A 14,111-nucleotide genomic window follows, 5' to 3' on the forward strand; every position below is an offset into this window, starting at 1 on the left:
CAAAGAGCCATTTATTCTTGGGATTATCATCCCGATGAAGCAACTGGACCTAACTTTAAGTTTGTTGAAATTAGTCTTATTTCTAATCCTATTTTCAAATCTTTCAATGGTGAAAATATTAAAGTAGGACAAAATGTTCACATAAAAGCTAAGGTTGGAGGATATAATGAGAAACAAGATTTAGTCTTTTTATCTCCAATTGAAGTTTCACCTAGATAATCATTACTTATCTCTTATATAATTAGTAACTAAAAAACTGAAATCAGATTTCTCTCTGATTTCAGTTCTTTTTATTTTGCATAATCAACTGCACGAAGTTCACGAATCACGGTTACCTTGATATTTCCTGGGTAATCGAGATTACTTTCAATTTTCTCACGAACTTTGTGAGCCAAAATTGTGACCTTGTCATCTTTGATTTGACCTGGGTTCACCATGATACGGATTTCACGACCCGCTTGAAGGGCAAAGCTATTTTGAACACCTTCAAAGCTATTCGCGATTTCCTCTAAATCATGGAGACGTTTGATGTAGCTTTCAAGCGATTCGCTACGAGCTCCTGGACGGGCTGCGCTTAAGGCATCCGCTGCAGCAACGATGACTGCGATCACACTTTCAGGTTCTACATCTCCGTGGTGACTAGCAATGGTGTTAACCACAACTGGGTGTTCCTTGTACTTGCGAGCTAACTCGGTACCAATCTCAACGTGGCTACCTTCTACTTCACGGTCAATGGCTTTACCAATATCGTGGAGGAATCCCGCACGACGAGCAAGGGTAGCATTTTCACCAAGTTCGCTGGCCATGATACCAGCCAACTTAGCAACTTCAATCGAATGACGCAAGACATTTTGTCCGTATGAAGTACGGAACTGCAAGCGTCCCATGATCTTCATCAAGTCTGGGTGAAGGTTTGGTGCACCAATTTCATAGGCTGCGGCTTCACCATATTCACGAATCTTGTTATCAATCTCTTGACGATTTTTCTCAACCAACTCTTCGATACGAGCTGGGTGGATACGTCCATCCTTAAGCAAGGTTTCCATCGTCATACGGGCAATCTCGCGACGGATAGTATCAAAACCTGACAAGGTTACCACTTCTGGAGTGTCGTCAATGATAACATCAACCCCTGTCAAACTTTCAAAGGTACGAATATTACGCCCTTCACGACCAATGATACGACCTTTCATGGTATCATCAGGCAGATGAACTGTAGAGTTGGTAGACTCAGCTACATACTCACCAGCAATTCTCTGCATGGCTTGAGACAAGATATCCTTAGCCAATTTGTCTGAACGTTCCTTAACTTCTTGCTCAGCCTCACGAATGCGACTAGCAATTTCCTTAGTCAAGTTTTCCTCTGTCTGGGCCAAGATAATGTCTTTTGCTTCCGACTGAGTCAGAGTTCCAATACGCTCTAGTTCAGCTTGCTTTTGTTTCTCAATTTCTTCTAGTTGCTCTTCACGTACATCAAGGTTTTTTGCTCTATCAGAAATACTTTGTTCTTTTTGTTCAAGTGTTTTTTCTTTGTTCGTCAAATTGTCATCTTTACGATCAAGACTGCTAGCACGTTCGGTCAAACGACTTTCGATTTGCTTGAGTTCTTGACGTTCTGATTTAAATTCAGCGTCCACTTCTTCACGGTATTTTCTGGCTTCTTCTTTGGCCTCCAATAGTGCTTCTTTTTTAAGAGACTTGCTTTCGCTCTTAGCTTCATTGAGTAATAAATCCGCTTCGCGCTCAGCTTGTCCTCGTAAATTAGTTGCTTCTTGTTCAGCATTTAAAAGCATCAGCTCTGCAGCCTCTTGTGATGATTTCATCTTGACTGAGATGCTGACATATCCAATGACTAAACCAATGATGACGGCAAAAACAACGATAACAATCGCCATAATTTCCATGTTTTTACCTCAATTTATTTGTTTATCCGAATGATATGCATTCTTATACATTCTACCATAAAAAATTATTTTTAACAAACCTTAAATTGAAGTTGTTTTGGTCATTTCAAGTCTAAAAAACCTTATTTTCCCTAATAAAATAAGCTATTCTCCCTAAGTAAATTTTTAAAGATTTTTTTAGAAAAAAATAAGTTAAAAAGCCTACCTCAAAGTAGACTCAGTTTGATTCGATTTTAATTGGCACTCGACCAAAATTTTGTTCTGCGATACTTGGGAGTCCCTGTTGATAAATTTGGTCTGCCTTTTGAGTCATGGCATCCCAGGGCTCTTTACCGATTCGGCTAACTAGATTAACCTGCTCTTTCAGAGACTTGAGATGTTGCCTGCCTTTTTCGGTAAATCCAAGGATATGAATAGCTTCTGGCAAGGCACATTCTCTGGCTTGTACCAAGATATAAGTCAATAAACGACGTACACGTGCCTTGGTGTAGCGTTTGGTAGCAACAACCTCAACCAACTCTTCCACAGACTGGGCTGTCTTGATAGCTTCTTTCATGCGCACCGCCATTTCTTGATTGACCTGATAGATAGTGGTTAGGTCAGGGTTTGACAAGATTTGATAGCGAAGCAAAGGGTAATAATCTTCCCAACTCACCTTGCTAGCATTTTCAAAAAGGGCAACAGAAGGCATAAAGCGCTCTAGAAAATTCTGGTCTGATTGGTGCTGACGGAGGGCTGTTGCGGATGCAAAGTCAACATCCTTGTCCACAGAATGGTAACCCGCTCCCTGACGTTGAATTGGATGAAGTTTGATATTTCGTTCAGCAACCGCCTTGGCATAGGCGAGAGCAAGAACATGATTGGGCGTATCTCCAGAAAAATCAAGACCTGCAAACTCCTTCCACATAGCTTGGGTTTTCTGAGGGTAAGAAAGAGAATCAGGTAAGTTTTCCATGAAGAATTCCATCTCTTGACCACGTTCTGCGTATAAATCAGCAATTTGCTGGTAATCCTGAACTTCTTCTGTCCCAAATGCCAGAGTGTCAATCCCTAACCGTTCCAAGATAGCCACAGCACCTTGGCCGAAAAAATCCGCCGCCTGAACACTGACTAAAAAGGGCAATTCCACTACCAAATCCGCACCATGTTCCAGCGCCATCTGAGCCCGTGTCCACTTGTCCACAATAGCAGGCTCTCCACGTTGCATGAAATTTCCAGACATGGCTACGATTTTCAGTCCATCTGCCTGTTCCAGCAGGTATTTATGGCCATTATGAAAAGGATTGAACTCCGCAATAATACCTGTAATGGTCATGGTAACCTCCTACTTCTTCGCGACGAAAAACCAACGGGTGCTGGTTTCTGTAGGCTCCTTGTCTTCAAAGTCTGCATAGAGTTTGAAGGACTTAAATCCAGCCTGCTCCAGCAAAATATCATAGGTTAAGACTTCATAAGTTCGTTCCTCATGAACTTCATCATGACGACTAAAGGAACCGTCTGCTTCCTTGACAAAGAAGGTCAGTTCATGCACGATTGAGTGAGGAGCTTCGTCCTCATAGGTATCCCAAAGCATAGCGAAGTCTTCCGCATTTTCATGATAAGAATAACCTGGGAAGACCTCATCTGTCTGGTAAGTCGAATGCACATCAAAGATAAAGACGCCATCTTCATTGAGGGCATTGTACACTTCCTTAAAGACGTCTCCAACCTCCACTTCATCTTGCATGTAGCAGATAGAGTCCGAATAACAAGTGACAAAGTCGTATTTACCAGCCTTGGACAAATCCAGCATATTGCCTTCAATGAAATCAATCTTTTGCTTGGCTGAAGCCGCTCTCTTTTCAGCAATCTTCAACATATCCGCACTCAAATCAAGTCCAGTCACATCAAAACCAGCTTGCGAAAAGCGAACGGACTGGATGCCTGTCCCACAAGCCAATTCCAAGAGTTTCTTTCTCTCCTTAGCCTTAGGTAAATGACGCAGAGAAAAATCCGTCCATTTATCATATAAACTATCGTCCATGACCGCATCATAGACCGCCGCAAAGGTTTCATAAGTTGCCATAATCATGATACCAAGAGCGTCCATGGCAAACACCACTCGCCCTTTACCTTTCAATCAATTTTTCTAAAATAAGCAAATAAAACCCAGTTGACTGCAACTGAGTTCAATTGTAACGCTATAGTCTTTTCGTTTGCTTTTAGTACTAGGCAACAAATTGCAGGCATAACTAGAGTTAGGCAAAATGAGTTAACGCCGTAATAAAAGATAAAGGAAAAGACTATAAAGTTTCTGAGAGGTCTACAGAGGCAGCCTCATGCCAAAGTTTTTCTAGATTATAGTGGGCACGCATTTCTTCTGAAAAGATATGCACAACGACACTGCCGAGGTTTAGCAAGACCCAGCCTCCAGCTGCATCACCTTCGACATGACTGCCTTTAAAGCCTGCTTCCGCTACTTTTTCACGAATATTGTCAGCGATAGCATCCAACTGACGGCTATTCATTGAGCTAGTGATAACAAAATAGTCTGTCACACTGGTCAATTCTTGTACGTCAAGCGCGAGGATATCCTCCGCGCGTTTCTCATCAGCCGCTTTTACGACTAGTTCTAATAATTCTTTTTCGTTCATTTAATCCTCTTTCAAATAGTGCACATAGGCGTTATAGGTTTCAAGGGTTTGGGGATAGATGGGAAATCCTTGGTGAGCTAAATGCTCTACTGTATGAGCTGTCTCGTAAGCTACCGCCTTGTTAAGCGATAGACCTGCAATTTCACGCGCCTCATCTACTCCTGGAAAGGCACGATTGTGCTCGATGTAGTCTGCGACATAGATAACCTTGTCAAGGTCTGTCATCTGACTCGCTCCGACTGTATGAATTTCAATAGCTCGTAGGATTTCAGAATCTTGTAAATCCAAGTCTTCCTGAATCTTGTAGATTCCAACCATGCCATGCCAGACATTATTACCCCAGTTTTTGAGGTCAGGATCTAGCTGATAACGGTCAATCAAGTCTAGAAATTCCTGGTCTGACAACTTTTTAGCATAGTCATGAAGGAGACCTGCTAGACCTGCTTTCTCGGCATCCACTCCGAATCGTTCTGCAAGTTCAATGGCTGCGCGCTCTACACCCAAACAATGGGTCAAACGTTTCTCGGGTAGAAGCTCTGCCATTTTTTTCAATAATTCCTCACGGGAACAGTTGATATAGTCTTGGTATGCCATCAGTAAAGTCCTTCTTTCTCGATATAGTCTAATACAGGCTTAGGTAGGAGAAAGTTAGGTGTGCGTCCTTGGGCAATGAAATCACGCACCATGCTAGATGAAATATCCATGAGAGGTACATCCACCCAGATAACTGGATAAGAAGTCCCTGCCTTGTAACGCGGACGTTGAACCCCTACAAACTGAACTAGTTCCACCAACTCATCAATTCGGTACCATTTAGGCAGATAGTCTACCATATCTGCACCGATAATGAAATAATAATCTGTATCTGGATTCTTCTCTGTTAAAAGCTTCATGGTGTCGTAGGTGTAGGAAACTCCCTTGCGTTCTAGCTCGATTGTCTCAATAGCTAAACCTTCGATTCCTTCGATAGCCAATTCAAGCATTTTGAGACGGTGGTGTTCAGGAATGGTTTCCTTTTTATCTACGTGAGGTGGTTGGTATTCAGGCATGAGCAGAACCTGGTCCAATCCCAACTGTTGGCGCACTTGATCTGCAACAATCAGATGGGCATTATGAACGGGATTAAAATTTCCACCCAAAATACCGACTTGTTTGCGTTTTTTATCCTTGATTTTTGGCTCTAACTCCACTTTTGTAAAGGGAGTTAATAATTCGATTGCCATAGGCTAATCTCCTTTAGTCTTCTGTAAAAACAGTTTTTGGAGTATATTTTTAGATTTCTTTAACTTTTTTAGAAATCTTACGATTTTCTTTCTTGCTTGATTGCTTATACAAAATCAAGATACGGCCGATTTTTTGGACTGTATCCACACCGATTTCTTCTTCCAAGATTTCAGCTACTTCGTGGATATTTTCATCTGTATTTTGCAAGAGTGTAACCTTGATCAATTCACGGGCATCAAGTGCCTGACGAACGCTGGTTTTGATTTGGTCGTTGAGTCCATTTTTCCCGATTTGGATGATGGGTTTGAGGGTGTGTGCCTGGCTGTTGAGGAAGGCACGTTGTTTCGATGTTAATGACATAATTCATTTAAAAGAGTTTTTTATACTTTTCTGAAGTGGTGACGGACGTCAGCAAAGTCCTCTGGACTTTCATGACTAAAATTTGAGCCTAAGGTCTCAAATTTTCCGCAGTTGGTACAATCACTTGTACCAACTAACACCACGGCGAAAAGTATCTTCTATGGGCTCGCCATGCTCGCCTTTATAAAGATAACTCTTCCCTTTCTGTGTTTAAATAATTGCTTTTCTTGTGACGACTGCGACGCCTTCTGGGGCCCAGACGGCGACTTTGGCTGTGCCTGTTACGCGGATCCAGCCTAGTCCTGAGATAACTAGGTCTGTCTTGTCTTTAATATTAAAGACATGCTGGACCAGTTTTGGAAAATCTTCTTTTTCCTTGCTATTTGGTGGTGTCAGAAGGGTTCCGAGGTGCTTGTCATAGAAAGAACTAGCTCCCTCTAGCTTGGTACGATGAAGTTTGAGTTCATTGTCAAAGAAAGCTGTGAATCCTTGCTTTTCTCCTGCAATGAAATCAAATCGTCCCAAGCCACCTAAAAATAGGGTTTGCTCTGGATTGAGCTGGTAGGTTTTAGGTTTGATTTCCTTTTTAGGGCTGACATACTTGAGATTTTTGGCCGTCAAGTAGTGAGCCATCTGATGACGATGGATAATTCCTGGTGTATCATAGATATAAGAACCATCATCAAGTGGAATCTCAATCTTGTCCAATGTTGTTCCTGGGAAGCGTGAAGTTGTGATGACGTTCTGGTCACCTGTGATCTCCTGGATGATAGCATTGATAAGGGTTGATTTCCCGACATTGGTCACACCAACTACGTAAACATCACGTCCCTTACGGTAGTGCTCAATCTTATCGATTACTTCTCTGATGGCGTGCTTATTTTGCGCTGAAGTCAAGACAACATCGACTGGACGAAGTCCTTCTTCATGGGCACGTTCCATGAGCCATTGGCTAATTTTACCAGGCTTAACAGACTTAGGAAGGATGTCTTTTTTATTTCCAACCAAGAGCACATCATTACCTGACACAAAGCGTGGCAATCCTGGGATAACAGAGCCATTGAAATCAAAGATATCAATCACATTGACCACCAAGGCATCACTGTCTCCTACCTCGTGCAAGAGTTTGAGGAAATCATCATCCGTTAACTGAACATCAGTGATTTCATTATAATGACGAAGACGGAAACAGCGTTGGCAATAAACTTCTCCAGTTTCCAAACCTTTTTCAAGTGCTGACTGAGGTGTAAAACCTAAACCAGTCTTATCTGTAGTCTGAATAGTTGCTCCACAACCAATACAGAGAATTTCTTCCATAATTAGATTCCTTTTTTATAAGTAATAGGGCCGTACTTTTCAGCGATTTTTCTCATCACACGACGCTCACGCGCTCGGTTAATCTGAGTCTTAATAGAGTCGTGCTGAACCAGGGGTTTGACCAAAATCGAGCGAATGCCTGCTCGGTGGGCTGCTCGAATATCGGTCATCAGCTGGTCGCCAACCATGACCACTTGGTCTTTTTCATAGTGGAAATGTTTCATGGCACGGTTAATTCCTAAAGTAAAGGGCTTCAGTGCCCAATAAACATAGTCAATATCAAATTTTTCAACTGCTCGTTTGACACGTTTGGGAGTATTATTAGATACCACAATGATACGTATCCCAGCATCACGCAGATCATGCAACCATTGCTTCATCTCTACTGTTCCATCTGGATTATTCCAAGCAATCAGGGTATTGTCCAAATCCACCAAAACAGCTTTGATTCCCTGCTCCTGCAGGCTTTGGACTGTCAGATCATAAACTGCTTCCACAGCAAAATCTGGCATGTAATTTTCAATCGCCATTCTGGCTCCTTTTCTTTTATTTTCTAGTAATTTTCTTCAGCCATTGAGATAAGGCCGCCCATAAAATCAAGCTAGCCATTAAGATATAAATCCAAGCATTTGGCTCTTCTGTAAATGGTAGAGGAACATTCATTCCGAAAAAACCTGTAATAACCGCAAGTACTGCTAGTAAGACGGAGATAATAGTCAAAATTGTCAAACTATCATTCAGGTTATTGTTTAGGATGTTGTTGTAAGACCCTGACAGTTGTTGAAGAACTTGAGAAATCAAATCTGTCATAGACACCAACTGATGGGCTTCAATCATCGCATCATCAAACTGCTCTCGTTCAACATCATTAAATCTCCGATAAAGAGCATGGCCCTGGATATGTTCCAAGAGGAGTCGATTTTGTTTTGCTGCTGCTGTCAAGTAAACCATACCAGTCTCCAAGTCAGAGAGGGCGAAGAGATTTTTCTTTGTTGTAGTTTGACGTAGCAAGGCACTAATTTCGTCCTTACTTTTATCCATCTCTTCAATGACAGGATAATAAGCGTTACTGATAATCTCTAAACCAGCAAAGAGAAACTTGTAAATCGAAATAATTTCATGAGTTTTCAGATAAGTTAGCATACGTTCAATCACATAGGCATTCTTATGATTGCTGATTGTGATGATTCGTTGTTTTTCAACGATAAAGGTCATGGGAATGGCTTCATAGTATTCCTTGTCTTTTTCTAGGTCAAGAACATTATAAATAAAGGTCACAGTCCCATTCTCACGGTTATAATCCATGTGGGCTCTTTCATTTCTATCCAGAGCATATTCGATGGTTTCCTTATCCAAACCATAGATTTCAGATAAATCTTCAAGATTTTTAATTTTTTCGATATCAAGATTTATCCAGGTACAACCATTTCCTAATTGTTTATCTAAAACCATCATTTCTCCTCTGTCAAACTCTTTCTATTGTACCATAAATCAGGTAAAATTTCAGTCCTCGTCTTTTCTTGAAAAATTGCTAACGACGGTGATATTCCTATTAGGAACAAAATGGAGAGCTTGGTCATCACTTCGCAGTTGAGTCGTCCGAATTCCTACACTAACGACTTTTCCCGATACGGTAATCGGGCCATTGGTCAAGACAACCTCATCTCCAACGTCCAACTGGCGCTCGAAGAGAATAAAGAAGCCATTGATGACATCTGATAGAAAACCTTGTGCTCCCATACCGATAGCCACCCCAGCAATCCCCGCACCTGCAAGCAAGCTAGAAACAGGCAACCCTAAGATAGACAAGATACAGTAAATCAAGAAGAAATAAAGGATATAATTAAAAATATTCTCAAGCAAACGAGAAATAGTCTTCTGTCTACCAGCATCACGATTTGAAAATTTAAGTGAAGGTTTGACAATCTTTCTTACAGCAGCATGGAGGAACTTTTTAGCTATATAAAATAGAAGGATAAGAAGTAGAAGAGAAATCACCTTGGTCAAGAGATTCTCTAAAACAGTTGTTACATCTAATTTATCCAGATAACGTTGAAAAAATTCTTGCATATAAAACTCCTTTTCTATTCATTATACCATAAATCCTTCCTCGTCATCCTTTTCATAAATATTCATTTATTCCAATAAAACTTATAACTCACTTGCTTTTCAAGCATATTTATACTATAATCATAAACAATACACAAAAAGGAGACCTCTATGAAAAGAATTATTCGTGCTTGGAACAAAACAAATCTTATCAAACGTATCGGGATTGGAATGACCTTGGGAGCTATTCTAGGTCTACTCGTTCCTAATCTTACTGGCATCGGTTTATTGGGAGATTTATTTGTAGGAGGACTAAAGGCCATCGCTCCTATCCTGGTTTTTGCTTTAGTCGCTAATGCCCTTTCCCAACACCAGAAAGGCCAAGATAGCAATATGAAAAAAGTCGTTTTCCTCTATTTGCTGGGGACCTTTGCTGCGGCTCTTGTAGCAGTTTTGGCTAGCTTTCTCTTCCCTGTTCAGATGATCTTGAGTAGTGCTAGTACAGAAGTTACTCCTCCAGACGGCATCGGACAAGTACTCAGCAATCTCCTACTGAAAATAGTAGATAATCCTGTCAATGCCATCATCGAAGCTAACTATATTGGAATTTTGTCTTGGGCTATCGTCTTTGGAATTGCCATGCGTGAAGCTAGCAAAAATAGCAAGGAGCTACTCAAAACAATGGCCAGTGTGACTTCAAAAATCGTCGAATGGATCATTAACCTTGCGCCATTTGGTATCCTCGGGTTAGTCTTCGAAACCATCTCTGGCCAAGGTATTGCGAGTTTAGCAAATTACGGAATCTTACTCGGACTTTTGATTGCCACTATGGTTTTCGTTGCCCTAGTGATCAATCCTCTGATTGCTTTTCTCTTTATCAAGAAAAATCCATATCCCTTGGTGTGGAAATGCTTGCGTATCAGTGGCGTTACAGCCTTTTTCACCCGAAGTTCCGCTGCTAATATCCCTGTTAATATGAAACTCTGTGAGGATCTAGGTCTTAATCCAGATACCTATTCTGTCTCAATCCCCTTGGGATCAACCATCAATATGGCTGGAGCTGCTGTTACCATCAACATCTTAACCCTAGCAGCTGTCAATACTCTAGGAATCTCAGTTGATTTTGCAACAGCCTTTGTACTCAGTATCGTTGCAGCCATCTCTGCCTGCGGTGCTTCAGGAATCGCCGGAGGTTCACTCCTACTTATCCCAGTTGCCTGCAGTCTCTTTGGGATTACCAACGATATTGCTATGCAGGTTGTGGGTGTTGGTTTCGTTATTGGTGTTATTCAAGACTCTTGCGAAACAGCCCTCAACTCTTCAACAGATGTCCTCTTTACAGCAGTAGCAGAATTTTCCTCTGCTCACAAAAAATAATCTAGACAAGCCTTTTTAGGGCTTGTTTTGTCTGGTTTCTATCATTCATTATAGGAAATGTCTCATGTCTATCACCCAACGTACTTTTAAACTCGTTCTGGCAACCTGTTTGGCCTGTGTTCTAGCCTACTTTCTCGATTTATCTTCAGCAGTGTCAGCTGGTATCATTGCCCTTTTGAGCTTGTCTGATACTCGTAGAAGCACTATAAAACTAGCTCGCAATCGTCTATTCTCTACCCTTCTTGCTCTTTTCATTGGTGTCCTTTCCTTTCACCTGACTGGCTACCATATCTGGAGTTTCGGTCTCTATTTGGCCCTCTATGTTCCCCTTGCCTATAAATTCGGCTGGGAAATTGGCATTACCCCGAGTAGTGTCCTGGTCAGTCATCTCTTGGTTCAGAAGTCTACATCACCAGATCTGCTAGTGAATGAGCTCCTCCTATTTCTTATCGGTACGGGATTTGCCTTGACTGTCAATCTCTATATGCCCTCACGTGAAAAAGAAATTCAACATTATCATACTCTTGTTGAAGAAAAACTCAGAGATGTTCTTCTACGGCTTTCTTACTATCTGAAAAGAGGAGATGGCCGTAATCAGGCTCAACTAGTCAACGAACTTGATCAACTACTTGAGGATGCTCTTAAGCTAGTTTACCTCGATCATTCTGACCATCTCTTTCACCAGACAGATTATCATATTCACTACTTTGAGATGCGACAAAGACAAACGCGTATCTTAAGAAATATGGCTCAACAGATTAACACATGCCAACTAGCCGCTAGTGAGAGTTTGATTGTCGCTCAGCTCTTTTCAAAAACAGCTAGCCAACTGAGTCAAACCAATCCAGCCTACGACTTATTGAATGATATTGAAAGCTACCTAGAGGTGTTTCGCAATCGATCTCTCCCTAAAACTAGAGAAGAGTTTGAGACACGGGCTACGCTTCTACAACTCTTTCGTGAATTAGAACATTTTATCCAGATAAAAGTAGATTTCTACAACCGTTATTCTGACAAAAACAGTAACAAATAAAAACTTCTATCGGCAACTGAGTTGCTGATAGAAGTTTTTTGTTATGAATAGATTTAATTTTCGCGCTTCTTTCGAATCGACATGAGACTGATGTCTCTCAAACTAAAGTAAGTAAGAGCCAGCATTCCCAATGTAATAAAGATTTCTACTGGAAGTTGGAAAATCTGTAGGGCAGACAAGAGCAACAAGATTACGAGGGCAACAAGTCCAAAGACTAATATTACAACATTGACCGTCCCCTTGATACTTTGAGGTGTCGCAAATACATAGAGTAGTAATAAGAGTATCCCTATGATTAAATAGACCATCTTTATCTCTTTCTAGCTCTTATTCAGCTGATTTTTTCTTTTTGTTTGCTTTCTCACGCTCTGCCTTGTTAAGGATTTGTTTACGCAAACGAATCGATTCAGGCGTTACTTCCATGTACTCATCGTCATTCAAGAACTCAAGTGATTCTTCAAGTGTCAAGATACGAGGAGTTTTGATAACCGCTGTTTGGTCCTTAGTAGCAGAACGAACGTTAGTCATTTGTTTTGCCTTCGTGATATTAACAGTCAAGTCATTTTCACGAGAGTTTTCACCGATGATCATTCCTTCGTAAACCTCAGTACCTGGGTTGACAAAGATAGTACCACGTTCTTCGATCGACATGATTGAGTAGGTTGTTGCTTTACCAGCATCGATAGAAACGAGAGCACCACGGTGACGTCCACCAATTTCTCCTGGAATCAATGGCAAGTATTGGTCGAAGGTATGGTTCATGATCCCGTAACCACGTGTCATTGACAAGAACTCAGTTGAGTATCCAATCAAACCACGCGCAGGAACAAGGAAGACCAAACGAGTTTGACCGTTACCTGTTGCAATCATATCCAACATTTCACCCTTACGCTCAGAAAGGCTTTGGATAACAGATCCTTGGTATTCTTCTGGAGTATCGATTTGCACGCGCTCAAATGGTTCACATTTGACGCCATCAATTTCTTTTACGATAACTTCTGGACGAGATACTTGAAGCTCATAACCCTCACGACGCATTGTTTCGATAAGGATTGACAAGTGCAATTCCCCACGTCCTGATACAGTCCATTTATCTGGTGAGTCAGTTGGTTCAACACGAAGGGAAACGTCTGTTTGCAATTCTGCTTGAAGGCGCTCTTCAACCTTACGAGAAGTGACCCATTTACCTTCACGACCAGCAAATGGTGAGTTGTTGACCAAGAAGGTCATTTGAAGTGTTGGCTCATCGATGTGAAGAACTGGAAGAGCTTCAACTGCGTCTGTAGGAGTAATTGTTTCACCAACGAAGATATCTTCCATACCTGAAACGGCAATCAAGTCACCAGCTTTAGCTTCTTGAATTTCACGACGTTCCAAACCAAAGAAACCAAAGAGTTTTGTGACACGGAAGTTCTTAGTTGTACCATCTAATTTAGAAAGGGTAACTTGATCCCCAACCTTTACACTACCACGGAAGACACGTCCGATACCGATACGACCTACGAAGTCGTTGTAGTCCAAAAGTGACACTTGGAATTGAAGGGGCTCATCTGAGTTATCAACTGGAGCTGGAATGTGGTCGATAATAGTGTCAAAGATTGGCGCCATAGTCTTTTCTTGGTCTGCTGGATCATCTGACAATGAAGATGTTCCGTTGATAGCTGACGCATAAACGACTGGGAAGTCAAGCTGGTCATCATCCGCACCAAGCTCGATGAAAAGTTCCAAGACTTCATCTACTACTTCTGCTGGACGAGCTGATGGCTTATCGATTTTGTTAACCACAACGATAGGCACAAGGTCTTGTTCCAAGGCTTTTTTCAATACGAAACGAGTCTGTGGCATGGTTCCTTCGTAGGCATCTACGACCAAAACAACACCGTCAACCATTTTCATGATACGTTCAACTTCTCCACCGAAGTCCGCGTGCCCTGGTGTGTCCATGATGTTGATACGAGTTCCGTTGTAGGCAACTGCTGTATTTTTCGCAAGGATGGTAATCCCACGCTCTTTTTCAATATCATTTGAGTCCATTGCGCGTTCTGCCAACTCTGTACGCGCGTCAAGAGTTTCAGATTGTTTCAACAATTCATCAACAAGGGTAGTTTTACCGTGGTCGACGTGGGCGATAATCGCGATATTACGGATATCTTCTCTTAATTTTGTCATGATTTCCTCTATTGTATTCAAAAATTTATTTTCTAACTGAACGAT

Annotated in this window: 16 protein-coding genes; 3 read left to right on the forward strand and 13 right to left on the reverse strand. The window is 41.4% G+C overall.

Annotated elements, in window-relative coordinates:
* The coding region (locus SINDD18_RS06960; RefSeq protein ID WP_153014439.1) for a DUF4839 domain-containing protein at positions 1-219 on the forward strand (219 nt) is incomplete at its 5' end.
* 71 nt (positions 220-290) lie between these two features.
* On the opposite strand, the gene SINDD18_RS06965 is transcribed toward SINDD18_RS06960, so the two are convergent.
* From SINDD18_RS06965 to SINDD18_RS07015, 11 genes are all read right to left on the reverse strand, one after another.
* Positions 291-1,904: a ribonuclease Y gene (locus tag SINDD18_RS06965; protein ID WP_061863599.1), complete on the reverse strand. Its 1,614-nt coding sequence runs from the start codon at positions 1,902-1,904 to the stop codon at positions 291-293.
* A gap of 217 nt (positions 1,905-2,121) precedes the next feature.
* Positions 2,122-3,219 carry a nucleotidyltransferase gene (locus tag SINDD18_RS06970; protein ID WP_061863600.1) on the reverse strand — a complete coding sequence of 366 codons (1,098 nt, stop codon included), beginning with the start codon at positions 3,217-3,219 and terminating at the stop codon, positions 2,122-2,124.
* Between the two features lie 9 nt (positions 3,220-3,228).
* Positions 3,229-3,969: a class I SAM-dependent DNA methyltransferase gene (locus SINDD18_RS06975; RefSeq protein WP_061863647.1), complete on the reverse strand. Its 741-nt coding sequence runs from the start codon at positions 3,967-3,969 to the stop codon at positions 3,229-3,231.
* A 217-nt stretch (positions 3,970-4,186) separates the two neighbouring features.
* A complete protein-coding gene (rsfS, locus tag SINDD18_RS06980; RefSeq protein WP_061863601.1) occupies positions 4,187-4,537 on the reverse strand; it encodes a ribosome silencing factor in 351 nt (116 codons plus the stop codon).
* Positions 4,538-5,131 (reverse strand): bis(5'-nucleosyl)-tetraphosphatase (symmetrical) YqeK, encoded by a 594-nt coding sequence (yqeK, locus tag SINDD18_RS06985; RefSeq protein WP_061863602.1) that lies wholly within the window; start codon positions 5,129-5,131, stop codon positions 4,538-4,540. It lies immediately after the preceding gene.
* Positions 5,131-5,760 (reverse strand): nicotinate-nucleotide adenylyltransferase, encoded by a 630-nt coding sequence (locus SINDD18_RS06990; protein WP_061863603.1) that lies wholly within the window; start codon positions 5,758-5,760, stop codon positions 5,131-5,133. The genes yqeK and SINDD18_RS06990 overlap by 1 nt, the downstream gene beginning before the upstream one ends.
* 49 nt (positions 5,761-5,809) lie before the next feature.
* Positions 5,810-6,121, reverse strand: a complete 312-nt coding sequence (yhbY, locus tag SINDD18_RS06995; RefSeq protein ID WP_000060171.1) for a ribosome assembly RNA-binding protein YhbY — start codon at positions 6,119-6,121, stop codon at positions 5,810-5,812.
* Positions 6,122-6,331: 210 nt separating this feature from the next.
* A complete protein-coding gene (gene yqeH, locus SINDD18_RS07000) occupies positions 6,332-7,438 on the reverse strand; it encodes a ribosome biogenesis GTPase YqeH (protein WP_061863604.1) in 1,107 nt (368 codons plus the stop codon).
* A 2-nt stretch (positions 7,439-7,440) separates the two neighbouring features.
* Positions 7,441-7,968 (reverse strand): YqeG family HAD IIIA-type phosphatase, encoded by a 528-nt coding sequence (locus SINDD18_RS07005; protein WP_049503426.1) that lies wholly within the window; start codon positions 7,966-7,968, stop codon positions 7,441-7,443.
* 16 nt (positions 7,969-7,984) lie between these two features.
* A complete protein-coding gene (locus tag SINDD18_RS07010) occupies positions 7,985-8,890 on the reverse strand; it encodes a magnesium transporter CorA family protein (protein ID WP_061863605.1) in 906 nt (301 codons plus the stop codon).
* A 51-nt stretch (positions 8,891-8,941) separates the two neighbouring features.
* Positions 8,942-9,508, reverse strand: a complete 567-nt coding sequence (locus SINDD18_RS07015; protein ID WP_049528040.1) for a mechanosensitive ion channel family protein — start codon at positions 9,506-9,508, stop codon at positions 8,942-8,944.
* Positions 9,509-9,658: 150 nt separating this feature from the next.
* Here SINDD18_RS07015 and sstT point away from each other — a divergent pair, with 150 nt between their 5' ends.
* Entirely contained in the window at positions 9,659-10,864 is a 1,206-nt protein-coding gene (gene sstT / locus SINDD18_RS07020) for a serine/threonine transporter SstT (RefSeq protein WP_061863606.1), read from the forward strand.
* Positions 10,865-10,928: 64 nt separating this feature from the next.
* The gene (locus SINDD18_RS07025) at positions 10,929-11,897 is read left to right on the forward strand and encodes an aromatic acid exporter family protein (protein WP_061863607.1); all 969 of its coding nucleotides are present in this window, start codon (positions 10,929-10,931) and stop codon (positions 11,895-11,897) included.
* A gap of 53 nt (positions 11,898-11,950) precedes the next feature.
* On the opposite strand, the gene SINDD18_RS07030 is transcribed toward SINDD18_RS07025, so the two are convergent.
* Together SINDD18_RS07030 and typA are read right to left on the reverse strand one after the other, a co-directional pair.
* Entirely contained in the window at positions 11,951-12,205 is a 255-nt protein-coding gene (locus SINDD18_RS07030; protein ID WP_061863608.1) for a DUF3165 family protein, read from the reverse strand.
* A 19-nt stretch (positions 12,206-12,224) separates the two neighbouring features.
* Positions 12,225-14,066: a translational GTPase TypA gene (typA, locus tag SINDD18_RS07035; RefSeq protein WP_061863609.1), complete on the reverse strand. Its 1,842-nt coding sequence runs from the start codon at positions 14,064-14,066 to the stop codon at positions 12,225-12,227.
* Positions 14,067-14,111: the final 45 nt, after the last annotated feature.

Origin of the sequence: Streptococcus infantis, from assembly GCF_001579645.1 — a bacterium.
Taxonomy (GTDB): domain Bacteria; phylum Bacillota; class Bacilli; order Lactobacillales; family Streptococcaceae; genus Streptococcus; species Streptococcus infantis_E.